General features: G+C 68.6%; 26 protein-coding genes. 15 read left to right on the top strand and 11 right to left on the bottom strand.

Annotated features, from left to right (window positions below):
* Window positions 1-97: 97 nt before the first annotated feature.
* Both NJ1_RS20050 and NJ1_RS20055 read right to left on the bottom strand, forming a co-directional pair.
* Entirely contained in the window at window positions 98-1,645 is a 1,548-nt protein-coding gene (locus NJ1_RS20050) for a bifunctional phosphatase PAP2/diacylglycerol kinase family protein (protein WP_245717478.1), read from the bottom strand.
* 625 nt (window positions 1,646-2,270) lie between these two features.
* Window positions 2,271-2,696: a hypothetical protein gene (locus NJ1_RS20055; protein WP_067696806.1), complete on the bottom strand. Its 426-nt coding sequence runs from the start codon at window positions 2,694-2,696 to the stop codon at window positions 2,271-2,273.
* A gap of 86 nt (window positions 2,697-2,782) precedes the next feature.
* On the opposite strand from NJ1_RS20055, the gene NJ1_RS20060 reads away from it, so the two are divergent.
* The 4 genes from NJ1_RS20060 to NJ1_RS20075 all read left to right on the top strand — a co-directional run bounded on the left by NJ1_RS20060 (window position 2,783) and on the right by NJ1_RS20075 (window position 6,842).
* The gene (locus NJ1_RS20060; RefSeq protein ID WP_067696544.1) at window positions 2,783-3,553 is read left to right on the top strand and encodes a DUF2470 domain-containing protein; all 771 of its coding nucleotides are present in this window, start codon (window positions 2,783-2,785) and stop codon (window positions 3,551-3,553) included.
* Window positions 3,554-3,607: 54 nt separating this feature from the next.
* Window positions 3,608-4,405, top strand: a complete 798-nt coding sequence (locus tag NJ1_RS20065; protein ID WP_067696547.1) for a CPBP family intramembrane glutamic endopeptidase — start codon at window positions 3,608-3,610, stop codon at window positions 4,403-4,405.
* Window positions 4,406-4,893: 488 nt separating this feature from the next.
* Window positions 4,894-6,174: an LCP family protein gene (locus tag NJ1_RS38260; RefSeq protein ID WP_245717479.1), complete on the top strand. Its 1,281-nt coding sequence runs from the start codon at window positions 4,894-4,896 to the stop codon at window positions 6,172-6,174.
* 119 nt (window positions 6,175-6,293) lie between these two features.
* A complete protein-coding gene (locus NJ1_RS20075) occupies window positions 6,294-6,842 on the top strand; it encodes a ferritin (RefSeq protein ID WP_067696551.1) in 549 nt (182 codons plus the stop codon).
* 344 nt (window positions 6,843-7,186) lie between these two features.
* Here NJ1_RS20075 and NJ1_RS20080 read toward each other — a convergent pair whose 3' ends face one another.
* From NJ1_RS20080 to NJ1_RS20095, 4 genes are all read right to left on the bottom strand, one after another.
* Window positions 7,187-8,104, bottom strand: a complete 918-nt coding sequence (locus NJ1_RS20080) for a DUF5926 family protein (protein ID WP_067696556.1) — start codon at window positions 8,102-8,104, stop codon at window positions 7,187-7,189.
* Between the two features lie 67 nt (window positions 8,105-8,171).
* On the bottom strand, window positions 8,172-8,942 hold the full coding sequence (locus NJ1_RS20085; protein ID WP_067696558.1) for a glycerophosphodiester phosphodiesterase: 771 nt from the start codon (window positions 8,940-8,942) through the stop codon (window positions 8,172-8,174).
* The gene (locus NJ1_RS20090; protein WP_245717480.1) at window positions 8,939-10,069 is read right to left on the bottom strand and encodes a DUF4328 domain-containing protein; all 1,131 of its coding nucleotides are present in this window, start codon (window positions 10,067-10,069) and stop codon (window positions 8,939-8,941) included. The genes NJ1_RS20085 and NJ1_RS20090 overlap by 4 nt, the downstream gene beginning before the upstream one ends.
* A gap of 34 nt (window positions 10,070-10,103) precedes the next feature.
* On the bottom strand, window positions 10,104-10,475 hold the full coding sequence (locus tag NJ1_RS20095; protein WP_245717481.1) for a rhodanese-like domain-containing protein: 372 nt from the start codon (window positions 10,473-10,475) through the stop codon (window positions 10,104-10,106).
* Window positions 10,476-10,874: 399 nt separating this feature from the next.
* Between NJ1_RS20095 and NJ1_RS20100 the strand changes: the two genes are divergently transcribed.
* The 4 genes from NJ1_RS20100 (at window position 10,875) to NJ1_RS20115 (ending at window position 14,130) form a co-directional block, all read left to right on the top strand.
* Window positions 10,875-11,486 (top strand): hypothetical protein, encoded by a 612-nt coding sequence (locus NJ1_RS20100; RefSeq protein WP_067696563.1) that lies wholly within the window; start codon window positions 10,875-10,877, stop codon window positions 11,484-11,486.
* 221 nt (window positions 11,487-11,707) lie between these two features.
* On the top strand, window positions 11,708-12,331 hold the full coding sequence (locus NJ1_RS20105) for a superoxide dismutase (RefSeq protein ID WP_067696568.1): 624 nt from the start codon (window positions 11,708-11,710) through the stop codon (window positions 12,329-12,331).
* A 252-nt stretch (window positions 12,332-12,583) separates the two neighbouring features.
* Window positions 12,584-13,105 (top strand): peptidase, encoded by a 522-nt coding sequence (locus tag NJ1_RS20110; protein WP_067696571.1) that lies wholly within the window; start codon window positions 12,584-12,586, stop codon window positions 13,103-13,105.
* Window positions 13,106-13,401: 296 nt separating this feature from the next.
* On the top strand, window positions 13,402-14,130 hold the full coding sequence (locus NJ1_RS20115) for a TMEM165/GDT1 family protein (protein WP_067696574.1): 729 nt from the start codon (window positions 13,402-13,404) through the stop codon (window positions 14,128-14,130).
* Here the strand turns inward: NJ1_RS20115 and NJ1_RS20120 are convergent.
* Both NJ1_RS20120 and NJ1_RS20125 read right to left on the bottom strand, forming a co-directional pair.
* Window positions 14,113-14,760, bottom strand: coding sequence for a TetR/AcrR family transcriptional regulator (locus NJ1_RS20120; protein WP_067696576.1), 648 nt, complete (start codon window positions 14,758-14,760; stop codon window positions 14,113-14,115). The two genes, NJ1_RS20115 and NJ1_RS20120, sit on opposite strands and share 18 nt — an antisense overlap.
* A 28-nt stretch (window positions 14,761-14,788) precedes the next feature.
* A complete protein-coding gene (locus NJ1_RS20125) occupies window positions 14,789-15,730 on the bottom strand; it encodes an SDR family NAD(P)-dependent oxidoreductase (protein WP_084478535.1) in 942 nt (313 codons plus the stop codon).
* Window positions 15,731-16,080: 350 nt separating this feature from the next.
* Here NJ1_RS20125 and NJ1_RS20130 point away from each other — a divergent pair, with 350 nt between their 5' ends.
* Window positions 16,081-16,848 (top strand): SDR family NAD(P)-dependent oxidoreductase, encoded by a 768-nt coding sequence (locus NJ1_RS20130; protein WP_067696579.1) that lies wholly within the window; start codon window positions 16,081-16,083, stop codon window positions 16,846-16,848.
* Between the two features lie 81 nt (window positions 16,849-16,929).
* Here NJ1_RS20130 and NJ1_RS20135 read toward each other — a convergent pair whose 3' ends face one another.
* From NJ1_RS20135 to NJ1_RS20145, 3 genes are all read right to left on the bottom strand, one after another.
* Entirely contained in the window at window positions 16,930-17,130 is a 201-nt protein-coding gene (locus NJ1_RS20135) for a cold-shock protein (RefSeq protein WP_067696581.1), read from the bottom strand.
* Window positions 17,131-17,414: 284 nt separating this feature from the next.
* Entirely contained in the window at window positions 17,415-19,400 is a 1,986-nt protein-coding gene (gene htpG / locus NJ1_RS20140; RefSeq protein WP_067696585.1) for a molecular chaperone HtpG, read from the bottom strand.
* Window positions 19,401-19,411: 11 nt separating this feature from the next.
* Window positions 19,412-21,049: a TM0106 family RecB-like putative nuclease gene (locus NJ1_RS20145; RefSeq protein WP_245717482.1), complete on the bottom strand. Its 1,638-nt coding sequence runs from the start codon at window positions 21,047-21,049 to the stop codon at window positions 19,412-19,414.
* Between the two features lie 221 nt (window positions 21,050-21,270).
* Between NJ1_RS20145 and NJ1_RS20150 the strand changes: the two genes are divergently transcribed.
* The 6 genes from NJ1_RS20150 to NJ1_RS20175 all read left to right on the top strand — a co-directional run bounded on the left by NJ1_RS20150 (window position 21,271) and on the right by NJ1_RS20175 (window position 25,271).
* On the top strand, window positions 21,271-21,909 hold the full coding sequence (locus tag NJ1_RS20150; RefSeq protein ID WP_067696588.1) for a DUF6474 family protein: 639 nt from the start codon (window positions 21,271-21,273) through the stop codon (window positions 21,907-21,909).
* Window positions 21,910-21,919: 10 nt separating this feature from the next.
* Window positions 21,920-22,462 (top strand): hypothetical protein, encoded by a 543-nt coding sequence (locus tag NJ1_RS20155; protein WP_067696591.1) that lies wholly within the window; start codon window positions 21,920-21,922, stop codon window positions 22,460-22,462.
* Window positions 22,463-22,506: 44 nt separating this feature from the next.
* Window positions 22,507-23,157, top strand: a complete 651-nt coding sequence (locus NJ1_RS20160) for a YcnI family copper-binding membrane protein (protein ID WP_067696594.1) — start codon at window positions 22,507-22,509, stop codon at window positions 23,155-23,157.
* A complete protein-coding gene (locus NJ1_RS20165; RefSeq protein ID WP_084478537.1) occupies window positions 23,154-23,768 on the top strand; it encodes a copper resistance CopC family protein in 615 nt (204 codons plus the stop codon). The genes NJ1_RS20160 and NJ1_RS20165 overlap by 4 nt, the downstream gene beginning before the upstream one ends.
* On the top strand, window positions 23,765-24,727 hold the full coding sequence (locus NJ1_RS20170) for a CopD family protein (RefSeq protein WP_084478538.1): 963 nt from the start codon (window positions 23,765-23,767) through the stop codon (window positions 24,725-24,727). The genes NJ1_RS20165 and NJ1_RS20170 overlap by 4 nt, the downstream gene beginning before the upstream one ends.
* An 82-nt stretch (window positions 24,728-24,809) precedes the next feature.
* On the top strand, window positions 24,810-25,271 hold the full coding sequence (locus NJ1_RS20175; protein ID WP_067696597.1) for an SRPBCC family protein: 462 nt from the start codon (window positions 24,810-24,812) through the stop codon (window positions 25,269-25,271).
* Window positions 25,272-25,305 lie beyond the last annotated feature (34 nt).

Consider the following 25,305-nt stretch of genomic DNA (forward strand, 5'->3'; position numbering starts at 1 on the left):
CGGTGACCCGACACGTCCGGGCGGGTGAACACTCGGTGCCGGACCCAGCCCGAGACCGCCCGCTACCTCCGGATCGGTCCGGATGCGGTCGTTCTTCTCAGCGATCGCAGCGGTAGACGTGCAGGGCGGACGGTTCGCCGGTGAAGGAGAAGTGGGTGGCCTGGGCGGCGACCTCGCCGTCCAGGGCGAGGGAGACGGGGGCGGCCAGGACCGCGACGTCGAGGGTTCGGACTCGGCGGCGGACGTAGGCGGGGCAGGTGTGCAGGGTGCCGGTGGCGGCGGCCCAGGCCAGGCGGGCGCGGGACCAGCGGACGTCGGCGCGCAGGTAGCGGACGTCCAGGTCGCCACCGGTCAGGGCGGTTCGGGTGATCGGGAGGTGGTCGGGCGGACTGTAGGTGCCGTTGCCCGCGAAGAACAGCCATACCTCTTCGGGGGTTCCGTCGATGGTGACGTGCACCGGTTCGGCCCGGCGCAGCACCCGGGCCAGGGCCAGTGCGGCGGCCGGCCATTTGCCGATCCGCGATTCCCACTGCTCCCGCATGCGCACGAAATCGGGATAGCCGCCGAGGCTGGCGGTGTTCACGAACACCTGTTCGCGGCCGTCACAGCGCACCCGCGCGGTGTCCACGGCCACGGCCACCCCGGAATCGAGCGCGGCGAACGCGCACCGCGGATCCTCGACGCCCACATCCCGGGCGAAATGGTTCAGCGTCCCACCCGCGAACACCGCCAGCGGCAGACCGAGCCCGACCGCCGCCTCCGCCACCGTGGACACCGTGCCGTCACCGCCCACCACGCCGAGCGCGACCGCGTCCTCCTCGTGGACGGCCCGGTGGATACGCGCGGCCAGATCCCCGTCGTCGACCTCGAGCACCACGGCCCGGCTCAGCTTGGCGCGCACCGTCTCCGGCAGTCGGCTGCCGCTGCCGGAGTTCGGATTGACCACCAGCACCATGCCTTTGCCGTCGGGCACGTGCGCCACCGGCCACTCCTGCGGCGGCACCGCGGGTGAATCGTCCGCCACCGGCCACCAGCGCCGGGTCGCCAACCCGACCGCAGCGCCCATCAGGCTGCCGACCAGGACATCCGACGGCCAGTGCACACCGACGTGCACACGCGAGTATCCGACCGCGGCCGCCAGCGGGGCCACCGCGAGCCCGGCCGCCGGGAACTCCACCCCGACACCTGTCGCGAACGCCGCGGCGGAGGCCGCATGCCCGGACGGGAACGACGAGGACACCGGCCGACGGCTCAGGCGGCGCACCACCGGCACCGCGTCCGCGGGTGGGCGGCGGCGCGGAAACAACGGCTTCGCAACACCATTCGCGACCGCGCTGGTCAACAGCACCGACCCGAGTCCACGGGCGGCGGCTCGTCGCCCGCGCCTGCCGCCGGTCAACGCCAGCAGTGCGCCCGCGGCCATCCACAATCGGCTGTGGTTCGCGCTGACCGTCACCGCCCGCAGGATCGGATCGAGGTCCGAGGGGCGCATCCGCGCGCTGTGGTCGGCCAGCCAAAGATCTATCTTGCCAACACCTTTCGGTGAACGCAGCAGCCCGCCTCGGCGATAGGTCGCCCACCGCTCGCCGGGGCTCCAGCCGTCGTCGGCGGACATCCCGCGATTCGTGTTCCGATCCTCGCTCACGACGCCTCCTGTTCGACACGAACATCGGTCACCCCGGCCCGGCGAGGACTCTCGCCGCCCGACCTCCCACACCCTCGGCTCCGCGCACCGGCCGAACGATGTCGATCGCATTCCATTCTCCGAATATGCCCCAGCCCGCTCCCAGCAAACAGTGCGACACCACACGCCGCCCTGATCGGAACGGGTCACGACGGCCACAACCGACCCTGCCGGATCACGCACCCGGCTCCCGGCGTAGCGCGGCGTGCGACGGTGCGCACCGAGTTCCGAGCGGGACTGTTCGACCGCCTGCCCGTGGTGCCGATGAATTCACTGAGGGCCCTGCCCAGTTCACCTCGGGTCTGTTCGGCCTGCCCGATGCGTTCGAACCCGCCGGTGAGGGTCGAGGGTGACGCCGTACCGGAACGAAGGCGGCCGGGCGGTCCGCGACGGACGCGCGGCAGGGGCTCCGGCGGTCCTGGGGTCGAGTTCGATCAGAAGGCCGCGTCGCGGACGAACACGTACTCCACGACTCACGCTGTGGACGCCGAGGCCGCTCGTCTACCGGCGAAAACTCTCGGGCCCGGACACTTTCAGCTCGGCGTCGCCGGGTACGCGGCGTTCCCCGCTCGGGTGCGGCGTGCTGTCAGTTCGACAGGCAGGTCAGGGATTCGGTGATGGCGTCGGGGGTTTCGGATTCGATGGCGAGCAGGACGTCGCGGAAGGCTTCCACCGCGGGCTGGGTGAGGCCCTTCAGGAACGGGAGATCGGGGGTGGTGAGGGCGGTGCGGATGTCTTCGCCGCAGAGGGCCGCGACCGTGGCCGCGATGATGGCCAGGGCGCGGGGGGCGGAATCGGTGCGGGCGACGAAACCGCTGTCGGAGTGGACGATTCGAACCAGGAATTCCGAGACGGCTTCGTCGTCGGCGGTGAGGTCGAGGATCTCGGCGGTGCCGGGATCCGGGCTGGTAGGGCGGACCAGACCGGCGGTCAGGCCACGGCTGACCGAGGCGGCGGGCACGGTCAGGGACAGCATGACCGGCTCGTTGGCGGGGGCGGAATCGTGCGGCACGGGTTTCACCGTAGGTGAGCGGATGGGTTGCGCTGGATCACACTCTGACTTAGCTTAGGTTTACCTAATTCCAATCGGAGGTACGTATGGCCCACACGGCCCCCGTCGTCACACCCAATACCGGCGAACGCGTGCACAGCGCCTGTGCGCACGCCGAGAGCGCGGTATTGGCGCTGCCCGGCCTCGACCCCGTACCGACCTCGGTGCATCTGCTGCGGCAGTGCGGCGACATCGTGGTGGCCGTACCCACGAACTCGACCGCCACCGCGCTGGTCAAGGGCTGCGGCGCGAGCGGCTCGCCCGCCGTCATCGAACTCACCGATCACGCGCCGCTGCCGCTGCGCGAACCCGTCCGCGCCCTGGTGTGGCTGCGCGGCTGGGTGCACGCGGTACCCCCGCACGCTCAGCGCGCACTGGCCACCGCCGTCGCCGAGGACCATCCGCATCCGGCGCTGCTCGACATCGGGCACAGCGCCACCCTGCTGCGCCTGGTCGTCGACTCCGCTGTCGTCGCGGACACCTCCGGCGCGGATTCGGTGACCCGCGAACAACTTCGGCAGACTCGCCCCGATCCGTTCTGCGCACTCGAGGCGGCCTGGCTGCAGCATCTGCACGCCGACCACGCCGATGTCATCGACCAGCTGGCTCGCCACCTGCCGCCCGGCCTGCGCCGCGGCGCGCTCATCCACCCGCTCGCCATCGACCGCTACGGGGTCACCCTGCGCGTCGAGGGCATCGAGGCCGATCACGACATCCGCCTGCCGTTCCACGCACCCGCCGACGACATCGAATCGCTGAGCCGCGCCGTGCAGACCCTGGCCGGAGCCTCCTTCCACGACAAGGCGCATCGCAGCTGAGGCGAAAGACCGCCTCGGCGAGTCCAGGGGCCTGGATCCGCATAGATTGGCGGCATGGTCTCGGCTGCTGAACCCTCTCCCGTGTGGCCCGCGCCCGCCGCCTCGCAGGCGGAGCGGCGGGCGATCCGGATCGAGATCGGCATCGTGCTGGTCGTCACATTCGGGCTGAGCGGGGCCAATGCGGCACTGTCGCTGCTGGAGAGCGCGCTCGCCCCGGGCGGGGTCGGCGGGCAGACCGTGGCGCTGAACCCGTCCCGCGCCGCGCAGTCGACCATCGATCTGCTCTTCCAATTGTTGAGCGTCGCAAGGCTGTTGGGCTGGGCGGCGCTGGGGCTCTACCTGCTGTGGCGCAGCGGGATCGCACCCAGGGCCATCGGGCTGGTCCGGCGCCTGCGATGGCGGGAGGACGTGCTGCCGGGACTCGCGCTGGCGGCGGTGATCGGAATCCCCGGGCTGGCACTGTATCTGGTGGCACACGCGCTGGGGGTCAGCGTCACGATCGTGCCCAGCTCGCTCGAACACTGGTGGCGACTGCCGGTGCTGGTGCTCTCGGCCTGGGCGAATTCGGCGGCCGAGGAAATCCTGGTGGTCGCCTATCTGATCTCACGATTGCGGGCGCTGGGCTGGTCGGAGAACCGATCGCTGCTGGCCTCGGCGCTGCTGCGCGGCAGTTACCACCTGTATCAGGGACTCGGCGGCGGAGTCGGAAACCTGGTGATGGGAGTGGTATTCGGGCGATATTGGCAGCGCACCGGCCGGTTGTGGCCGCTACTGCTGGCCCACGCGCTCATCGACACGGTGGCCTATGTGGGCTACACGATCCTGCGCGGACATGTCTCATGGCTGCCGTGACGGGATCGATATGAACCTTTCGGGGAGATGAATCAGTAGAGTTTCTGGTGATGAACGGCGACGACCCCCAGCACTTTGCACGGATGCGCCGGGAGCCGCCGCCTGCCGGGCGAGACGAGCCTCCCGCCCGTCCGCAACCGCCACGCGGCAATCCTCCACAGCCACGCGGTAATTCCCCACAGCCACGCGGCAATTCCTCACAGCCACGCGGTAATCCGGCCGAGCCGCATCGCGGCAATCCCGCACAACCGCCGCGCGGTAATCCCCCACAGCCACGCGGTAACGCGGGGCAACCTCCCCGTGGCAATCCCGGGCAGCCGCCACGAGCGAATCCCGGGCAACCGCAACGCCCGCAGCCGCCACGTGGTCAGGAACCCCAACCACGACCCGGCCAGTCGCAACGGCCGCAGCCGCCGCGCGCACAGCCGCCCGGACCACGCGCCCAGCCGCCCCGCCAGGAACCTGACCGCGACGGCCCCACCCGCAAGGTGCGACGCGACGAGCCCGGGCCCGCTCTGGCCTGGTCCGAGGCCCGCACCACCAAGAACCCGAACGGCACGCCCGCGCGCGACCGTGGGCAATCCCCGCAGGAACGCGCGTACCCGCGGAGCGATCCACGCAATCCCGAACGGCCGCAATCGGATCGGAGCCGAGCGGGCGCGCCGCAGTCGCACGCGCCCACACAGAAACCGGTCCCCTATCGCGAGAGCGGCACACCGCCCGATCGACAGGGCGGCACACCGCCCCCGCCCGCACTGCCCCCGAAACGCCGCAGCCGTGGCGAGGACCGTCCGCCGCGCGCGCCACGCCCGAAGAAGAAGCGGCACTGGTTCCGCTGGTTCACCGCGCTGGTGCTGATCCTGCTGGTGTTGCCCATCGCGGCGGCGGCCTATGTGGACACCCACCTCGAGCGCATCGACGCCCTGACCTCGTATACCGGCCGCCCGAGCGACACGCCCGGAACCAATTGGCTCTTGGTCGGCTCCGACAGCCGGGCCGGGCTCTCCTCGGACCAGGAGCAGGAGCTCTCCACCGGTGGCGAGGTCGGCTCCGAGCGGACCGACACCATCATCCTGGTGCACATTCCCAAGTCCGGTAAGCCGACGCTGGTCAGCCTGCCGCGCGACTCGTACGTCAGCATTCCGGGCCACGGCAAGGACAAACTCAACGCGTCCTTCGCCTTCGGCGGCCCGCAGTTGCTGGTGCAGACCGTCGAGGGCGCGACCGGACTGCGCGTCGATCATTACGCGCAGATCGGATTCGGCGGCTTCGCGAACATCGTCGACGCGGTCGGCGGGATCGACATGTGCCTGGACGAGGCGATGGACGATCCGCTGGCCGGAATCGATCTGCCCGCCGGCTGCCAGCATCTGAACGGAAAGAACGCACTCGGATTCGTGCGTTCGCGCGCCTTCGCGCGCGCCGACCTGGATCGCATGCTGAATCAGCGCAAGTTCCTCAGCGCGCTGCTGAAGCAGGTGTCGAGCCCGTGGACGCTGATCAATCCGTTCCGATCCGTGCCGCTGCTGCAGAACGCGACCAAGGCGCTGAAAGTCGACAACGGCGTGCACGTGTGGAATCTGGTGTCGCTCGGACGCGCGATGGGCGGCGATCAGGTCGCCACGACGGTGCCGGTCGGAGGCTTCGAGGACGTCGACGGCAGCGGCAACGTCCTGCTCTGGGACAAGGAGCGCGCGGGGCGATTCTTCGACGCGCTGGCCGCTGATCAGCAGATACCGGCGGATCTGATCACCACCGTCGGCAATTAGCGAGGCCGGCGGACGGCTCGCGTTCACCGCAAATTAGGCAATACTTGCCTCATTTAGGCAATACTCAATAAGGTTGTACTTGGATGACACGCCACATGACCAGGGCTAATGTCATCGCCATGTCCTCACAAACCCAGACCAAGCGCAGCAAGTTCCATGGGCTGCTGCAGGATCAGATCCGCAACGAATTCAATGCGGAGCACCAGTACATCGCGGTTGCGACTTGGTTCGATCACGCCGATCTTCCGGTCCTGTCGAAGTATTTCTACAAGCAGGCCGTCGAAGAGCGCAATCACGCGATGATGATCGCGCGGTACCTCCTCGATCAGGACATCAATGTCGAGATGCCGGGAATCGATTCGGCGAAGTCGGAATTCTCCAATGCCAAGGAGCCGATCGCGCTGGCTCTGGCGCAGGAGCAGCTCGTCACCGAGCAGATCGTGCAGCTCGCCAAGTCCGCTCGCGAAGAGGGCGACTACCAGGGCGAGCAGTTCATGCAGTGGTTCCTGAAGGAGCAGGTCGAGGAGGTGGCGACCATGAAGACCCTCCTCACCGTCGCCGAGCGGGCCAGCGCCAACATGTTCGACCTGGAGAACTTCGTCTCGCGCGAGATGAGTTCCCCGAAGGATGCCTCGGGCGCACCGCATGCGGCGGGCGGCTCGCTGTAATTCGCTTCGGATCGGCACGGCTTTCGATAACCGCCGTACTTTTCGAGCAATGCATTTCGATCACGACAGGCCCGGTCCCTTGCGCTGGACCGGGCCTGTCGTGTTTATCGATGCGCCCGCGATTACTTGGCGGAGATGCTGCTGAAAAGGGACTTGATCAGGGCGAGAATGGCGTCCATGGTGTTCTCCTCATCTAACTTTTCCCCGCGATTTCGGGGTGTGCAGAGAACGTAACCGAGCCCGTCTTCGAAAATGTTGGTTTTTCAGAAAAATCTTCCGGTAAAAAAATCGGGCCGCCCGCCGGTGGCCTGAAACCATCCGGCGAACGACCCGAGATCACCCGGTCAGCGCAGGGTTACCTGGCGCGACCGGAGCCCGTCACGGGACCGGCGCTCATCGGAAGTCAGGGGAACGTCCGACGCCAGCGCCTCCGCCAGGCGAGCACCGAGCTCACGAGCCGGCGCCTCCCACTCGGTGGCGTGCTTCTCCGGATCCAGATCGAAGACCGGCACCAGCAGACCGTGCGTGCGGAACGACCCCGCGAAACGCGAATCCTCGCCCAGGTGCAGCGTTCCGGCCGCGTGCAGCCGCGCCAGCGCCAGCATCAGCTGATCCTCGTCCTCGGGACGCACCCAGCGGATGTGCGCCTTCTCGCCCGCGTCCACCCACCAGGCCGCGCCGATCGCGTCCGCGCCCAGCGACAGGCGCGCCGACGGCATGATCGCCTGGTTCGCCTGCTCGATGGTGGCGGCCACCTGCGCGTCCGGGGTCACGCCCTCGGGCACCCACCAGTTGAAGTCCTGGTGCACGGTCAGATCCAGGGCCGCGCCCGGCTCCAGCACGTCCGCGAGGGTCGGTGTGCCCTCGGCGCTGGAACCGGCCAGCGACTCGCCCGGCTCGGCGGACTGGGTCCACAGAATGGCGGCGGCCAGATCGGCGGCCGGGTCCGCGCCCTGATGCTGCACCTGCGTGCCGACGAATCCGATCGGCTCGTCCCCGGCGCGCACCAGCGCGGCGACCGCGCCCGGAAGCACGGTGGCGAGCGTGACCGCACGCTCGGCGGCGACACTCGGCGACAGCTTCAGCGTCGCGGTCGCGGACGGCACGAACTCCCGCAGCGCGACCAGATCGCACTCCGCGGCCAAACCCTCGAACGGGCGCGTCACAACCTGCGCGGCCTGCTCCTGTGCGGCCCGGCGATCGGCCAGCTTCTGCGCGCGATTGCTGTCCGGCTTGGGACTGTTGCGCTTGCTCTTACCCATGGACGGCAAAACTACAGGGCGGCCCGGATGCGCCGAGATCTGGCGCACTGTCCCGGGGTGCGGCGGGCTACGCCTCGCCGAGCAGGGTCTTGGTCCGGCCCGGCAGATTCGTCGCGACCCAGCTGACGCCGAGATCGGCGCACAGGCGCACATCCTCGGGATCGTCGACGGTCCAGACGTAGGTGGCGCGGCCCGCCGCGGCGGCCTTGTCGACCAGGTCGGGGTGTTCGCGCAGGGTGCGCACGCCGGGGCCGATCGCGGTGGCGCCCACGGTGGTGGCCGCGCCGCCCGAGAGGTAGAGCGAGGATTCACCGAGCAGGACGGTCGGCAGCAGGGGCGCCGCCCGGCGGATCCGCCAGACCGCGGTCGCGGCGAAGGACATGACCACCGCGCGCGAATGATCGGCGGAGGCGGGTGCGGCGATGCCGTAGCGCTGAAGTTCGCTCAGCAGACTGGTTTCCACCATCGCGCCGTAGCGGACCGGATGCTTGGTCTCGATGAAGAGCTTGGTGGGACGGCTCTTCCAGTCCAGCACCAGCTCGATGAGTTCGGCCAGGGTGAGCACCGTGGCGGGCTCACCGCTGTCCATGCCGAAGTCCAGGTCCCTCAGCTCGTCGAGAGTCATCTCGCTGACCGCGCCGGTACCGTTGGAGGTGCGATCCACCGTGCGGTCGTGCACGCACACCAGGTGGCCGTCCTTGGTCAGCCGGATATCGCATTCGACACCGTCCGCGCCCTCCTGCAGCGCGAGATCGTATGCGGCGAGGGTGTGTTCGGGTCGCGCCGCCGACGCTCCCCGGTGCGCGACCACGAACGGCGCGCGACTGTCCCGGCTCACTTCGGCAATACCTCCGCGTTCTCCAGATTCGATGTGGTCGCCTCATCATTCCCGACGGCTCGGTCCGACGCGCGGTCGGCAGCGGGCGACGCGGGCTCGGCGGTGGGCGACACTCGGTCCGCGGCAGCCGATTCGGGTGCACCCCCACCGGGCCGGACGGGCTGGATGACGGCCTCGGCGGGACTGGTCGCGATGACCCAGCGCGAGACGGTCTCCTCGCGTCCGAGCACGTCGAGACCGGCGAAGGCGCGCACCAGCCACAGTGAGAGCACCGCGAGGCCCGCGGCGGCCAGGTCGGTCAGCAGGGCGAAGGACACCCCGTCGGCCTGCACCTGCAGCGAATCCGCGAACCGGTACAGCTGCGCCACGACGACCATCACACCGTTGAGAACCCAAGCGGCCCACCAGATCCGGATCACGCGCAGCAGGCGCGGATCGGACCGCAGCCGCGCGGCCTCGCTCAGGAAGACGCCCGGCCACACCAGATTCGCTCCGGGAACCAGGCATCCGAGCGCGAGCGTGCGCAGCGAGCGGGGATCGGTCAGACCGGCTTTCTCGAACGCGGCCCGGCGGGTGTCGGCGAGCCAGCCGACCAGCGCCACCGCGCTCACCAGCGCGAGCGCGAGCGCCGCGAATCCGAAGACGTAGACCGCGGCGTCGGAGATCCACAGCAGCACCGGCTGAATCAGCCGGGTGCGATTGCGCAGCAGGATCCCGTACCGGCCGAGTTCGGCCAGCGCGGAGGCGCCGAACACGATGGCGGTGGCGATCAGCAGGCGCGGAAGTCGTTCGGTGAGGCCGGCCAGCGGGCCCCGCTGCGCGACGGCCGCGACCGGCGGGCGGTCCCGCAGACCCCAGCGCGGAATCTGGGTGTAGCGCGGCGTTTCCAGGCTCGCCGGACGGCGTTGCGCGGAGCCCGCGGTGGATCGGCGACCGGGCGGGCGGGCCACCCAGCGGTAGTTGCGCCGCTCGGCGGGCGCGTCCACGGGCGCCGGGGACAACAGGACGCCGCGGCAGCGGGGGCACCAGTGCAGCGGTTTGCCCTGCACGGCCCAGCGCGCACCACAGCGGGCGCACGGCTGTACGACCGGCGCGGCGCCGGCTGAGCCCGATCGCGCGTCTGCCACTCGTCCCCCGTTCATCGACTCCAACTTCCTGGGCCTAGTAGATCTTCGGCTCGGCGCCGTCGCCGGCGAGGGGGCGGCCCGACTGCTGCCAGGCCACCATGCCACCCGAGACGTTCACGGCGTCGAACCCGACCTGGTTCAGGTATTGAACGACCTGCAGCGAGCGTCCGCCCTGGCGGCAGATCACGTAGATGTCCGCGTCGTAGTCCAGTTCGTCGATGCGGGCGGGGACGTCGACCATCGGGATGTGCAGGGCGCCGGGCGCGTGTCCGAGCTGCCATTCGTCGTCCTCGCGGACATCGAGCAGCAGAGCCGGGGTCGGCTCGGCGGGCGCCCACGGCTCGGCGGCGTCGAATTCCGCGGGCACGGAGTCGATCGGCACCGAGGGGACATGGGGCATCGTCACGGTTTCGATCCTGCCACGCGCTGCTGGGAGCCGTGCGGTTCTATACCGCAACCAGTGGTTCGTTCCGGTCCGGGGAAGCCTGTCGTCCACCCCGTTGCGGGCGCGTTGTGCATAGCTCGGCTGCAGTTATCCACATAATCCACAACCTCATCCACAGGTTGAGGCTCGAGGCCCGCAGGCGCGCCGAAGGGGATTTTCGGGACGAAGTTTTTGGTCGGCCGATCCGGAAGTCCCCTCCAGGCCCCGGAGCGGCCGACCGACGAGCCGACGGATCTGCGGCCCTATCTACTCTGACGCCGCTGGTCAGGTATCGGTTCCGGGGTCGGCGTAAAAAAACGACAACACTACCGAAAAACGGAAATCCTGGGTCCGGCCAGGCAAGATCGGTAGCCTGGCGCTATGACTGTGAGCAGGGGGCTACTCGACGGACTGGACATCACCGGACTCAACACCGCACTCTCCGAGGCGACCTGCCTCGGAATCGACGTCGATACGGCGGCCGCGACGATACGGCTGGAGCTCGACGTTCTCACCCTCCCCGTCGACGGCCCACCGCCGGACGACTGCGATGTGTACCTGACCCTGACCGGCGTCAACCGGGTCGCGGCCTCGCTGCGACGCCAGCGCTGGGACGACCTGGAACCGGTCGTGCTGCCGCTCACGCTGGACGGCCTGCACGACGCGGTCAGCAGCTTCGGCGGCGGCGCGCTGCACGGCTGGGACTTCCTCGATCTCGGCGACAGCGCCTGGACCCAGTGGCGCAAACTGCTCAGCTTCGACACCGTCCTGAGCGAGGGCACCGCCGGCCACATGCTGGAGTTCTCCCAGGAAGAGGGCATCGACCCCCGCGAACTCGATGTGCGGGTGTGGTTCGAGGGCCTCGAGATCACCGGCAAGCAGGGCGAGCAGATCGCGCTCGAGGATTTCGTCGCGGGCGGTGTGCGCTGGTGGAAGGCGCACGATCAGGGCGACCCGCGCACCATGCGACCGAATATCGTTCCGCCGCTGTAACCAGCTCGGTTCCTCCGTCGAGTTCGGGGTAGTCGACCGGCGTACACGCGTGGGCGCGGCGGCGTTGCGATCACGACCAGTCCAAAGGTTGAGACAACCGGGTCGGGGCTGGAATGTGGGGGCACGCAGCCCGGTTGCGAACAAGCGGGTGTACGAATGATGGTTGGGTGCGCTCGGTAGACGCCGTGCGCACACGGCCCCGACACTGAGGAAGGGACATCGTGGCTGAGTACACGCTGCCAGATCTGGATTTCGATTACGCCGCCCTGGAGCCCTACATCTCCGGGCAGATCAACGAGATCCACCACTCCAAGCACCACGCCGCCTACGTCGCGGGTGCGAACACCGCGCTCGAGAAGCTGGAAGCCGCCCGCGAGGCCGGTGACCACAGCGCCATCTTCCTGCACGAGAAGAACCTGGCCTTCCACCTGGGTGGCCACGCCAACCACTCCATCTGGTGGAAGAACCTGTCTCCGGACGGCGGCGACAAGCCGGTCGGCGAGCTGGAGTCGGCGATCAACGACCAGTTCGGTTCGTTCGACAAGTTCCGCGCGCAGTTCTCCGCGGCCGCGAACGGCCTGCAGGGTTCGGGCTGGGCCGTCCTGGGTTACGACACCCTGGGCCAGAAGCTGCTGACCTTCCAGCTGTACGACCAGCAGGCCAACGTGCCGCTGGGCATCATCCCGCTGCTGCAGGTCGACATGTGGGAGCACGCCTTCTACCTGCAGTACAAGAACGTGAAGGCCGACTACGTCACCGCGTTCTGGAACGTCGTGAACTGGGCCGATGTGCAGGACCGCTTCGCGCGCGCCGTCGCTCAGGGCAAGGGTCTGATCTTCGGCTGATCCGGCCGCGGGCCACGCCCGACGGATCCTCCGGCGACACGCCCGGGCTTCAGGGCCCGCGAACCACGCAGGTTCGCGGGCCCTTTCGCGTGTTTCGAGCCGTATCGGGGGGTATCCCATGATCGAACGCGGCGAACCGGTCGGGATTTAGCAGTCTCTGGTACTTGTGTGCCAGTCCCGTTCGGGAGCATCCTCGGATCCCAACAGGTAGGACGGGCAAAGCCGCCCCGGGTTAGATTTCGGGAGGCCACGATGAGTGAGCTGATCGGTATGACGCCGTTCCAGTCGCAGGGTTCCCTGCGCGGGTTCGTGATCTCGGGCCGATGGCCCGATTCCACGAAGGAATGGGCACAACTCCTGGTTTTCGCCGTGCGGGTCGCCGGGGTGCCGGGCCTGCTGCCGACCACGACGGTGTTCGGGGCGCGTGAGGAACTACCGCAGGACCCGGAACCGGGCATGGTGGGCCTGGTGATCGCGGAGGGCACGGTCATGGGTGACGAGGCCATTCCGCCCGGAAAATTTGCCGAACGTGTGCCACCGGCGTTGATCATGCTGCATCCGCCGCGCGAAACCCGTCCGTCGCTGCCCGAATGCTCGGGCGCGGCGTCGGGCTGTCTGCTGCTGCCGGGGCTGCCGCATCTGGGCCTGGAGCATCGGGCGGCCTGGGTGGAAACCGACGGCGACGGCGTGTTGACCTCGATGGTGAGCCGAGTCGGCGTGGATCCGATCAGTGATCCCGACACCGCGGTTCTGGCTATGCTGCTGGCCGCGTAAGGGTTCCCGAAACCTTATGGCAGTGTCGCCAAACTTATTGTGCGCATTGCGATTTGGGCAACGCGCGTTTGCGGATGTCGGGTTTGCCGGGGTAGTATCGTCGGCAGCGAAGGGGAGTAGCCCCCAATCGCGTAGTCGACATACTGGTCCCGTCGTGGATCCGGCTGCGCGAACCGGTCAGTTTCCGGTGGGCGAGACCTTCGGCCGATGACAACCAAACCGTTTCGCCGGTGCGGTGTCGGCTGAAGCGCCCCCGCATTCAGCCGACAGGCCGGAACCCTGGGAGCTGACGAATCTTGATCACCACGATATTGCTGACGTTCGGCGTGCTGTTCCTCGCCGAACTCGGCGACAAATCACAGCTGATGGCGCTGACCTTCGCGCTGCGCTACCACTGGTTGGTGGTGCTGACCGGCATCACGGTCGCCAGTTTCGCGGTCAATCTGATCGCCGTCGGCGTGGGGCACTTCATCGGTTCGGCCCTGCCCACCGGCGTCATCGCCCTGTTCGCCGCGGCCACCCTGATCGGGGTGGGTCTGTGGACACTGCGCGACACGCTGCCGGGCCACGCGGGCGAGGACGAGGCCGAAACGGCCGCGCCGCAGTCGAAGTCGCGCTCGGCGTTCCTGATGGTGCTCTCGGCGTTCCTGCTCGCCGAACTCGGCGACCGCACCATGTTCGCCACCCTGGCCCTGGCCACCAAGCACGGCTGGTTCGCGGTGTGGATCGGCGCGTCGCTGGGCATGGTCGCCGCGGGTGGGCTGGCGATCCTGGTCGGGGTCACCGTCGGCAAGCACATTCCGGAACGCCTGATCGCGATCTGCTCCGGCCTGCTGTTCCTCTACTTCGGTGGGATGACCTTGCTCGACGCCTTCGCGTCCAGCCTGGGCACCCCGATCATCCTGCTGCTGTCGGCGATCGCACCGGCGGTGGCGGGAGCGGTGCTGCTACTGCTGCGCAGTCTGATTTCGCGGCGCCGGGATTCGGCCGCCACACGATCGGCGGCGTCAGTCGTCGAGGGGTAGGCCGCCGAACAACTGCCCGCTGCGGCGCACCAGATCCAGCAGCGGTTCGCGCAGGGCGCGCACGCCGTCGACGTCTCCGATGGCGATGCGATTGGTGACCATGGCGCTCAGCGCCGCGACCAGGGTCTGGCAGGCGAAGCGCTGCTCCTCGGTGTCGGCCTCGAGGATGTCCGCGACGATGGCCACGAACGTTTCCTGCAGCTGGGTGCGGCGCGTGATGGCCTCGGGGCCGACCGCGTACACCTCGACCAGGAAGACCCTGGCGTAGGCCGGTTCCGCGGCGAGCGCGTCCAGATATCCGCCGAGCACCCGCTCTATCCGCTCGGTCATGGTCTCGTCGCCGAAATCGCCGGTGATGGTGAAGATTCCGGTGAGCATGAGTTCGACGGCGCGTTCGTAGGCGGCCTCGAAGCAGTCCTCCTTGGAGCGGAACTGCTCGTAGAAGGTCTCGCGCGAGACGCCGGCCCGTTTGATGACGGCCGCGACAGGTGTTCCGACATAACCGTTCTCGGCCATCGCCTCGGCCATGGCGAGCAGGATGCGATCGCGCTGGGCGGCGATCACCGTCTCGCGCGGCAGACCGTGGCGGCCACGAGGCAGCTGTTGAGCGGTGGCGGCCGATTCGGTCATGCGCTGGACTCCGTAGTGCCGGTGGTGGTCAGGCGAGCTCGTTCATCGGGCCCGGCCGCAGTCGGTGCGGTCGCGCGGGTTGGTCGGTGGTGAAGGCCACCCGTTCGGTGCGCGCGAGCTCGAGTCCCGGTGCGACGCCGTGGCGTAGCGAGTAGTCGACCACGCGTTGCCCGATACCGCGGAAACGCAACACCATTCCTACCCAATACGGGGAGAAAACGCGGCGAGATCGGCGAGCAAGAGCATTTTCCAGCGCGTCGATGGCCGGGCCCAGCGGCGCGATGCCCGACACCGTGGAGCGGCCCAGGATGGTGCGGGCCGCGTCGGTGCCGAAGCCGCGGCCGGTCATATCGGTGTCGAGTTCGGCGAAGTAGGCCATGCCGACCTTGGCTCCGGTGTGCCGCAGTTCTATTCGCAGGGTGTCGCCGAGCGCCTCGACGGCGGCCTTGGAGGCGCTGTAGGCACCGGCCAGCGGCAGGTGGATGGCGGCGGCGAGGGAGGAGACCAGCAGGACGTAGCCGTTCTCGTGCGCGATGTGCGGTCCGGCGGCGCGCAGCGTGTAGTAGACGCCGAGAACATTGACGGTGAGCGTCTGCTCGAGCACCGTCGGGTCGCCGCCGAGCAGGGACAGCTGGCGGGCGATGCCGGCATTGGCGACCACCGCGTCCAGCCCGCCGAGTTCGCCGGTGAGCGAATTGACCGCGCGGGCAACCTGATCGGCGTCGCCGACATCGCAGTAGCGCCAGGGAGCGTCACCGCAGTCGGCCGCGACATCGGCCAGCAGGGCTTCCTCGATGCCGAGCAGCGCGACCCGCGCGCCGCGCGCGTGCAGTTGACGGGCCAGCGCCGCCCCGATCCCGCGGGCCGCGCCCGTCACCAGAATGCGCTGCCCCGCGACCGTGCGCGCGGGACGGAGGGGGCCGCGGCGCCACGTTCGGGCCTTCGACTCCACCGAGCGACCTGCGTTCATGTGATGACGGTACCATTCGACGAACACTCATGTTCGCAAACTTCGCGCCACCGCTTCGCGCCCCCGGTGCAGTACCAGCTCCCCACCGGGCAGCGTGCCGACACCGACGGCGGCGCCAGGATTGCCGACGGCTGCGACCCGCTCGACCACCGGCGACTGTGGGGCCCGGACCACCGACGGCAATGCCGCCCGACCACCGGCAGAGGTCACGGGGCAGGGTCCGCCCAGCGCCGACGGTGGAGGCGCGCGAGCGCCCACCCCGTCGCGAGCGTCACACCTTATTCCCGTTATGGTGCTTATTGACGGAGGGCCAGTGAGAGGGCCGTCCACGTTCGAGAGGACCTGATCACGTGGAGATTTCCGGCTCTGCCGCAATCATCACCGGAGGGGCGTCCGGCCTGGGCGCGGCCACCGCGAAGCGTTTCGCCGACGCCGGTGCCACCGTGTTCGGCCTGGATCTGGCGCAGTCGATCGAGCGCGCCGGAGACAGCGTCCCGGACGGGGTCACCCTGATCCCGACCGACGTCACCAGCGGTGACGAGGTCGCCGCCGCGGTCGCCAAGGTCGTCGAGTCCGGCGTGCCGCTGCGCATCGTCGTGAACTGCGCCGGCGTGGGCTGGGCGGGTCGCATCCTGTCCAAGAACGGTCCGCACGATCTGGAGCTGTTCCGCACGGTCATCACCGTGAACCTGCTCGGGTCCTTCAACGTCATGCGACTGGCCGCGGACGCCATCGCCAAGACCGATCCGGTCGACGAGTACGGCAGCCGCGGCGTGGTCATCAACACCGCGTCGGTCGCCGCGTTCGAGGGCCAGATCGGCCAGATCGCCTACTCCGCCTCCAAGGGCGGCGTCGCCGGCATGACCATTCCGGCCGCGCGTGACCTGGCGCAGTTCGGCATTCGCGTCAACACCATCGCCCCCGGCATCATCGACACCCCGATGCTCGCCGGTGTCACCGAGGAGTACCGCAAGGGCCTCGAGTCCGGCGTGCCGTTCCCGTCCCGCCTGGGCCGTCCGGACGAGTACGCGCAGCTCGCGCAGTACATCACCGAGCACGACTACCTCAACGGCGAGACCATCCGCATGGACGGCGCGCTGCGCATGGCCCCGCGCTAGGCGCGAGGTTCGCTGAAACCGACAGGGCCCGCACCGGAATCCGGTGCGGGCCTTGTCATTCGATCACGCTGCGGGGTGGAACTACTGCGGGCGAACGGCCGCGGCCTGCGGCCCCTTGTTGCCCTGGGTGATTTCGAAGCTCACGGCCTGGCCCTCTTCGAGCTGGCGGTAGCCGTTGCCTTCGATTTCGGAGTAGTGCACGAACACATCCGGGCCGCCCTCGTGGGAGATGAAGCCATATCCCTTTTCGGCGTTGAACCACTTGACGGTGCCCTGAACCATAACCTTCTCCTGACGAGGGAGTCATCACGGCTGTCACGGTCGCGACAACCGGGTCGATCAGAAGGCGGCTTACTGCTTGCGTGGCAAGGAGAAGCAACGCCCGCACGATGTTCAGCGCGAGCATGTATTACACGAACACGAAAAACTTACGACCAAGACGTATAACGTACGCCGACTCGATGAGTTCCCGAAACAGGCTCGATATAGCCGCGGTCACAGTCGGCCAATGTCTGATATGGCCAATTCCCGCCTCTCCCAACGGAAGAGGCGGGAATTCGCGCAGCTCAGAGGGTGCGGGTGAGGCGTTCCGCGAGAATGCGGGCGAAGGCGGCCGGGTCCTTCAACTCGCTGCCCTCGGCCAGAACGGCTGTGCCGTAGAGCAATTCCGCGGTTTCGGCCAGTTCAGCGGGCTTGTCGGCCTCGTCCTTCACAGCCGCGAAGGCATCACGCAGACCGGTCACCAGCTTGTGCTCGGGATTGAGCTCCAGGATCCGCTTGGACTCCGGCAGCTCCTGCCCGGACGCGCGGTACATGCGCTCGAGCATCGGGGTGAAGTCGTAGACGTCCCCGACGATGCAGGCCGGGGAGGTGGTGAGCCGGTTGGTCAGGCGCACCTCCTTCACGCTGGCGTCCAGGGTTTCCCGCAGCCAGCCCGTCAGGTCCGCGAACTCCTTCTCCTGCTGTTCGCGCAGCTGCTCCGAGGCCTTCTTCTCGTCCTCGGACTCCAGATCCACCTCACCCTTGGCGATGGACACGAAGGGCTGACCCGCGAACTCCGGCACCGAGCCGACCCACATCTCGTCGACCGGATCGGTCAGCACCAGCACCTCGAGGCCCTTGGCGGCGAGCGCCTCCATATGCGGCGAGTTCTCGATCTGCTGGCGGGATTCGCCGGTCATGTAGTAGATGGCCTGCTGGCCCTCCTGCATGCGGTCGACGTATTCCGCGAGCGTGGTGAGCTTGTCCGTCGCATGCGTGGACGCGAAAGACGAGACCTGCAGAATGGTTTCGCGATTGTCCGGATCGGACAGCAGGCCCTCCTTGAGGACTCGGCCGAACTCACGCCAGAACGTCTGGTACTTGGTCGAATCCGCGGGAGCCTCGGCGTCGTCCTCGGTCGGCGCGCCCGCGGCCTGCATATCCTTGACCGTGGCGAGCACCTTCTTGACCAGGCGCTTGCGGATCATCCGGATCTGCCGGTCCTGCTGCAGAATCTCGCGAGAGACGTTGAGCGAGAGGTCCTGTGCGTCCACCACGCCCTTGACGAAGCGCAGATACTCCGGCATCAGCTCTTCGCAGTTGTCCATGATGAACACCCGGCGGACGTACAGCTGCACGCCGCGCTTGTGCTCGCGGGTGAACATGTCGAACGGCGCGGTCGAGGGCAGGAACAGCAGCGCCTGATACTCGAAGGTGCCCTCGGCCTTCATCGGGATGGTCTCGAGCGGATCGTCCCAGGCATGGGAGACGTGCTTGTAGAACTCCTTGTACTCCTCGTCGGAGACCTCGCTGCGCGGGCGCGTCCACAGCGCCTTCTGCGAGTTCAGGGTCTGCGACTCGACCAGGGTCTTCTCGGTCTTGTCCTCGCCCTCGCCATCCATGACGGTGCGTTCCACATCCATGCGGATCGGCCAGGCGATGAAGTCGGAGTACTTCTTGACGATGTCGCGGAGCTTCCACTCCAGCGTGTAGTCGTACAGGTGATCGTCGTCGTCCGACGGCTTGAGGTGCAGCGACACCGCGGTGCCCTGCGGCGCGTCGGCGACCTCCTCGATCGTGTAGGTGGGGCTGCCCGCTTCGGATTCCCAGCGCGTGCCGGTGGGCTCGCCCGCCTTGCGGGTGGTCAGAGTGACCTTGTCGGCCACCATGAAGGTCGAATAGAAGCCGATGCCGAACTGGCCGATGAGCTCCTCGGCGGCCTGCTCGGGCTTGGTCTCCATGAGCTGCTTGCGCAGCTGCGCGGTGCCGGACTTGGCCAGGGTTCCGATCAGGTCCACCACTTCGGCCCGGGACATGCCGATGCCGTTGTCGCGGACGGTGAGAACCCGCTGCTCCCGGTCCACCTCGAGGTCGATGTGCAGATCCGAGATATCGGCCTGCAACTCCTTGTCGCGGAAGGATTCGAGCCGAAGCTTGTCGAGCGCGTCGGACGCGTTCGAGATCAGCTCACGAAGGAAAGTGTCCTTGTTCGAGTAGACCGAGTGAATCATCAGCTCCAGGAGCTGATGGGTTTCGGCCTGAAACTCCAGGTGTTCGACGTTATCGGTCACGTCTGGCGATATTACCGACGGGCGAAATCCGCGATGGCCGGAACCTCGGCATCGGCACGATCGGTCATCCAGTCGCGCAGCACCTTGGTCGCGACCACGTCGTCCTCGTTGTACTCGAGGATGCGGGTGCGCTGGGACATGTCCGGTTCGCCGCCGTCGTAGGCGACGGCCAGGCGGTACCAGCCCATGGACGCCTCTCCCCCGGCCTCCGGATCACGCCAGTGGAAACCGGCGACGGGCGCGATCTTCTTGAGTCCCTTGCCGTTCGGGCAGATGAACTGGTCCGAGACGGCCTGGAACATGTCGACCCACTCGGGGCCGTCCACGAATTCCTGGATCTGCTTCTCGGTGGGGATGCCGGGCATTCCTGCGAAGCGGCGAGCCGACTCGTACAGCCATTTGTCCTCGGCCGTACGCGAATAGCAGTAGGCGGCAAAGGTTTTCCCGGCCGCGGTGGCCTCGGAGCGGATCCGCATCAGCCAGATCCAGAACTCGGCGAAGGAGCGGCCCTCGTCCGGGGTCGGCAGCGGATCCCAGGACACGAAGGGGCGGTAGACGCCGTCCAGCAGGGTGCCCCACAGGTATGCGCCGTGCTCCTGGTAGCTCTCCAGGTCCACGTCGACCTCGACGTCGGCGCGCTGCACCCGCACCTGTTCGACCCGGCGGACCAGGGGCGCGCCGGTGGCCCAGGCGCGGGCGGTGACGATGGTCTCGGTGAACGGCTCGTACTGCCAGTCGTCCGGATCCGCGCCGGTCCAGGCGGCCAGGTCGTCGATGGTCTCGACACCGTGGCGGCGCAGCACCTCCGCGCGCGAGCCGGGCGCGACCAGGCTGATGTCGCGGTGCTCGATCAACCACTTCTCACAGCTCTGCCCGCCCTCCTCGGGAGCCCGTGTCCACCAGGGGCATTGGCGGCATTCGGGCACCTTGGACGGGACGGTCGGCAGCTCGCCGCGCACGACCGAGATGCGTTCGGCGTAGCGGCGGTCGTAGTCCTCGAGCACGGGTGCGAGGTCGTGCACCAGGACTCGGTCGAAGTGGTAGCCGATGGCGCCGCCGGTCACCGACGGGCTGGCGTAGCCGTGCCGCTGCAGCATCCGGTAGAGATGCGCGAGCCGCTGCTGATCGCGCGGCTGCGGGCGGTTGCGCACGTGCTTGTCGGGCTTGGGCGCCCATTCGTACATGCCGGTGGTGACGGGGTGCGAGTCCGCCGGGCCGGGATGGCGAGGATCGGTGATCTTGTGATTGACCACGATGACGGGGATGTAGCCGCCGCGATCGGCGTCGCGCCAGAGGATTTCGCAGCCACCGCGCCGCCCGGTGTCCGGTTCTTGCGGCAGCAGACCGCCCCAGATCCGGTCGACACCCGCCGCCATGGCGGACATGGTGGCCTCGGCCCGCTGGGCGGCGGTCATGTTCCGCTCGATCACGACCCAGGCCTCGGGGGCCGCCCCGACCAGCGTGTCGCGCACACCGATCCGATGCGCCGCCGCGGCCTCCCGCCGTTGCTGAACGCCGGCGTCCTCGGCCACTCCGGTCAGCACCTGCGGATGGGTGGCGTCCAGGAGCAGCCGGTGCCGGCACCCGATCAGCGCACGCGCGTCCAGAAACGCGGCCCGCTCGCCATGGTCACCGATGCCCGAATACACGGATAGCAGTATGGCCTCACCCCCCGACAGCACCGGCCGCCCGCCCCGGCAGTTCGGCACGGACAGCTCCGCTTTCGCCACACGGTGGGACACGAAACGCATGGCGCTCGCTGTGGGGGAACCGCACCCGTTAGGGTGAACGGCAAACTGTGTTTCATGGGCGGACAGGCATTCCCCCGGCCCTGTGCTGCCATGGCGAACCAGCATGACGGAGGCCATCGATGGGGTTGTTCACCAAGCGCAAGAAGCGGGTCAGCCGCCGGGCCGAGGCGAAAGCCCTCAAGCACAAGGCCGGTATGGAGGCCAAGCTCGGGGCGCGCAACGAGCGCAAGCGCCATCGCGGTGAGGCGCGCCTGCAGAGCAAGGTCGCCAAGGCCGAGATCTCCAAACTGCAGGCCGAGGAGAAGGCCGCGCTGAAGCTGGCCGCCAAGGCCGAGAAGGATCCGTTCAGCGCCGCGCAGGTGCGCAAGTACCTGGGCGTGGCGCGGATCCTGGTTCCGGTGCTGGCGCCGCTGGCCTACCGGGGCGCGACCTTCGTGCGCGGGCAGCTGGACAACCGGCGGGCTCAGCAGCTGGGAGTCGGGATCAACCAGCTCGGCGAATTCGCCGGGCCCGGAGCGAAATTGCAGGCGCGCGCCGCGAACGTGGAGACCACGCTCGTCCAGCTCGAGACCCGGCAGTCGGATCCGGACACCAAGCAGTTCGCCGTCGCCACCCGTGACCGGCTCGACAGCCTGTCGGCCGCGATCCGCACCGCCGCGCAGATGCCGGTGCAGCGCCGTCGCGCCGTGCACGCCTCGATCTCCAACGAGCTGTCCGGAATCGAAGCCGACGTGCTCGCCCGCCTCGGCGTGAACTGAGCTGAGTTCGATGCGCCGCCGTGCACGAGACGGCCGGGGAGATCTCCCCGGCGCGGTCGGCGTGCGTGGCGGACTCGCGGGTGTCGCGATGGCGGCGCTCGCGGTGGCAGCGCACGGAATGGCAGGCGGCGGGTTTCCCGGGTCGCCGGAACTGGCGCTGCTGATCTCGGTGGCCGCGGCGATCGGGGCGGTGGCTTCGACACTGCGGTCCCGGGCGACGCTGCCCGTTCTCATGCTGGTGGGGCAGCCGGTGTGCCACCTCGCGTTGAGCGGGCTGCTGCACGACGGACATGGTTCGGCGGCAACGGGTTTCGACACCGGCGCGATGATGGCCGCGGCGCACGCGGCGGCCGCACTCGCGTTCGCCCTGCTGATTCTGGTCGCCGAGCGGCTGTACGGAATCGCCTCGCAGGCGATTCGGGTGACGCTCAGCCGCATCGGCGGAGCGCCGGTAGCGCCGCGATCGCGGCGTTGGGCGCGGGTTTCGGCTGCCGCGCGGGGTCTTTCGGCGACAGGGGCGATCGGGCCGCGCGCGCCCCCGGTCACGGCGTGACGTCCCCTCACCCGTAACCCTTTGTCAGAAAAGGCACTTCATTCATGAACACCTCTGTTTCGCGCGCGCTCGGCACGGCTGTCGCGGCCGCGAGCCTCACTCTGCTCGGCGCCGGCATCGCCTCCGCCCACGTCACCGTCAACGCTCCCGGCGCGAGCCAGGGCGGCTACGCGGTCGCCACCTTCAATGTGCCGAACGAGTCGGACACCGCCTCCACCACCAAGGTGTCGGTGGCCGTACCGAACCTCAAGAGCGCTCGCACCGAACCGATTCCGGGTTGGACCGCGACCGTGGACCGCAACGACAAGAAGGAGGTCACCGCGATCACCTGGACCGCGAACCCGGGTAACGCGGGCGTGGGCCAGGGTCAGTTCCAGCGGTTCGTGGTGTCGATGGGCCCGCTGCCCAAGCAGGAGCACGTGGAACGGCCCGCGACCCAGACCTACAGCGACGGCAAGGTCGTGGCCTGGGATCAGAAGGACAACGCGGACGGCAGCGAGCCGGAGCATCCGGCCCCGGCGCTGACCCTGGCCGCGGGCACGGGCGGGCACGACGATCCGGCCGACACCGCCGAGGCCGCGGCTCCGAAGTCCACCGACGACACCGCGCGCTGGCTCGGCGGCATCGGCCTGGCGCTGGGCGCACTGGGTGCGGCCCTGGGACTGGGCAGCGTCCTGCGGGGACGACGCGCATGAGCACGAGAATCAGCGAATCCGTGACGGCCGGGGAAAACCCGGAACCGGCCGAGCGCCGGTCGGTTCGGCGGCGTGGCCGCCGGATCGTCGCGGGTGTGCTGACCGGTCTGCTGGTGACCGGTTTCGCCCTGCTCGGCGGCGGCACCGCGAGCGCGCACTCCCAGGCCATCGGCTCGGTCCCGGAGAACGGCGCGCAGATCGACGCCTCCCCCGCGCGGGTCAGCGTGACGTTCAACGAGGAGCTGCAGACCAGCTTCCCGTCCATGACCGTCACGGACAAGGACGGCTACCTGTGGTCGAAGGGCGAGCCCAAGGTCGAGGGCTCGACCATCAGCATCGAGGTGGGTGAACTCGGCGCGGCCGGCGTCTACACGATCGCGTACCGGGTCACCTCGGCCGACGGGCACGCGGTGAAGGACAAGCGCACCTTCACACTCACCAAGGCGGGCAACGGAACTCCGGGTCCCAAGGCCGACTCCTCGGCCAAGTCCGGCGACGGCGGCTCCGACGGTGGTGTGCCGCTGTGGGTGTTCATCGTGGGCGCGGTGGTGCTGTTCGGCGGCGGCCTGGCATTCGCGCTGCTGGGTGGTCGGGGTAAGCAGAGCAGGTGAATCGGTCCGATCGCACCGATCGCCGCCGGGACCGCGGGACGACCGGCAGCACGCTGAGATGGCTACTGCTGCTGGTCGTTCCGATCGGCCTGGGCGGCGCGGCGCTGGCCTGGGCGCTGGCCGCGGGCGATCCGGTGCAGCCGGAGGCCCCCGCCCGGGTGCTCGCCGACTGCGCCGGGGCCACGGTGCTCGGTCTTGCGTGTCTGCCCCGCCTGCACGATCGGCTGGAACCGCCGTGGCGGGTGCTCACCCTGGTGGCCGGGCTGTGGGCGATCGCCGAATTCACCATGCTGGTGCTCGAGGCCGCCGAGGTGCAGGGTCTGCGCGCCTCCGGGTTGAGCGCCACGCAGTTCGGCGACTATCTGACGCATGTGAGCGGCGGGCAGATCGGTATCGCGCTGCTGATCGGCTGCGGTGTGGTGACCGTGTACAGCGCGTTCGGCTTCCGCAATCCCGATCGCGCGACCGCGGATCTGGTGCTGGTGTTCACCGCGGTCACCCTGGCGCTGCGTCCGATCACCGGGCACATGTCGCAGCAGATCCTGGGTTCGGTGCTCGCGGCGGTGCACGCGCTGGCGGCCGGGGCCTGGTTCGGGCTGCTGCTGGCGCTGGCGCTGACGGTTCGCACGCGCGGCGAGTGGGCGGTGCTGCTGCCCCGATATTCGGCGTGGGCGCTGCCGTTGGTGGCGGCGGTGACGGTGACCGGGGTGATCAACGGCCTGGTGCGGCTGGGCGGTGTGACCGAATTCGCGACCACCGGATACGGGCGCATCCTGCTCGCGAAATCTCTGCTGCTGATCGTGCTGCTCGGCCTCGGCTATTGGTGGCGGCGCTCCTGGGTGCCGATCGCCTCGGACCATCGGATGACGGCCGAGGGATCGCTGCGGCGGGCGATCATCGAGGTTCTGGTGATGGCGGCGGTGTTCGGATCGGCCGCGACGCTGGCCGTCACCGCGTGAGCGCGCGAGGCGCTGACCGCGCGCTATGCGAGAGCCGTCACATGAACCACACATGAAATTGCAACAAGTTACTGTCAGTGGCATGACCGAAGTCAAGATCATCGCGAAATGCGCTGCCTCGGCCGAATCGGCCTTCGCCTATGTGAACGATTACCGCAATCTGCCGCGGTTCATCAACGAGATCAATGCCTTCACCCCGCTCACCGAACAGACCGAAGGGGTCGGCGCGAGCTTCGACGGCGCCATCGGGCTCGGACCGGTCACCCTGCACTCGACGATCCAGATCGTGCGCCACGAACCGGGTCTGGCGATCGGGGTGAAATCGATCAAGGGTTTCGAGATCGAATCCACCTTCCTGTTCCACGCCGAGGGCGAGGAATCCTGCACCATCGACGCCATCGTCGACTACCGGGTGGCCGGCGGCCTCGCGGGCAAGATCATGGGCAAGACCATCGAGCCCTTCGTGAAGCTCGCGGTGAAGAGTTCCACCCACAACCTGGTGACCCAGGTGTCCGCCTTCCACGCGGAGAAGACCAGGGCCTGACCCGCCGGGGTCGTCAATGCCGCCGACCCCCGAC

The organism is Nocardia jejuensis NBRC 103114 (assembly GCF_001613145.1).
Taxonomy (GTDB): domain Bacteria; phylum Actinomycetota; class Actinomycetes; order Mycobacteriales; family Mycobacteriaceae; genus Nocardia; species Nocardia jejuensis.

Coding starts and splice junctions, on each gene's coding strand:
- NJ1_RS20060 (WP_067696544.1), top strand. CDS start 2,783: ATGGCCCACACGGCCCCCGTCGTCACACCCAATACCGGCGAACGCGTG.
- NJ1_RS20065 (WP_067696547.1), top strand. CDS start 3,608: ATGGTCTCGGCTGCTGAACCCTCTCCCGTGTGGCCCGCGCCCGCCGCC.
- NJ1_RS20075 (WP_067696551.1), top strand. CDS start 6,294: ATGTCCTCACAAACCCAGACCAAGCGCAGCAAGTTCCATGGGCTGCTG.
- NJ1_RS20080 (WP_067696556.1), bottom strand. CDS start 8,104: ATGGGTAAGAGCAAGCGCAACAGTCCCAAGCCGGACAGCAATCGCGCG.
- NJ1_RS20100 (WP_067696563.1), top strand. CDS start 10,875: ATGACTGTGAGCAGGGGGCTACTCGACGGACTGGACATCACCGGACTC.
- NJ1_RS20110 (WP_067696571.1), top strand. CDS start 12,584: ATGAGTGAGCTGATCGGTATGACGCCGTTCCAGTCGCAGGGTTCCCTG.
- NJ1_RS20120 (WP_067696576.1), bottom strand. CDS start 14,760: ATGACCGAATCGGCCGCCACCGCTCAACAGCTGCCTCGTGGCCGCCAC.
- NJ1_RS20125 (WP_084478535.1), bottom strand. CDS start 15,730: ATGAACGCAGGTCGCTCGGTGGAGTCGAAGGCCCGAACGTGGCGCCGC.
- NJ1_RS20135 (WP_067696581.1), bottom strand. CDS start 17,130: ATGGTTCAGGGCACCGTCAAGTGGTTCAACGCCGAAAAGGGATATGGC.
- NJ1_RS20150 (WP_067696588.1), top strand. CDS start 21,271: ATGGGGTTGTTCACCAAGCGCAAGAAGCGGGTCAGCCGCCGGGCCGAG.
- NJ1_RS20155 (WP_067696591.1), top strand. CDS start 21,920: ATGCGCCGCCGTGCACGAGACGGCCGGGGAGATCTCCCCGGCGCGGTC.
- NJ1_RS20160 (WP_067696594.1), top strand. CDS start 22,507: ATGAACACCTCTGTTTCGCGCGCGCTCGGCACGGCTGTCGCGGCCGCG.
- NJ1_RS20165 (WP_084478537.1), top strand. CDS start 23,154: ATGAGCACGAGAATCAGCGAATCCGTGACGGCCGGGGAAAACCCGGAA.
- NJ1_RS20175 (WP_067696597.1), top strand. CDS start 24,810: ATGACCGAAGTCAAGATCATCGCGAAATGCGCTGCCTCGGCCGAATCG.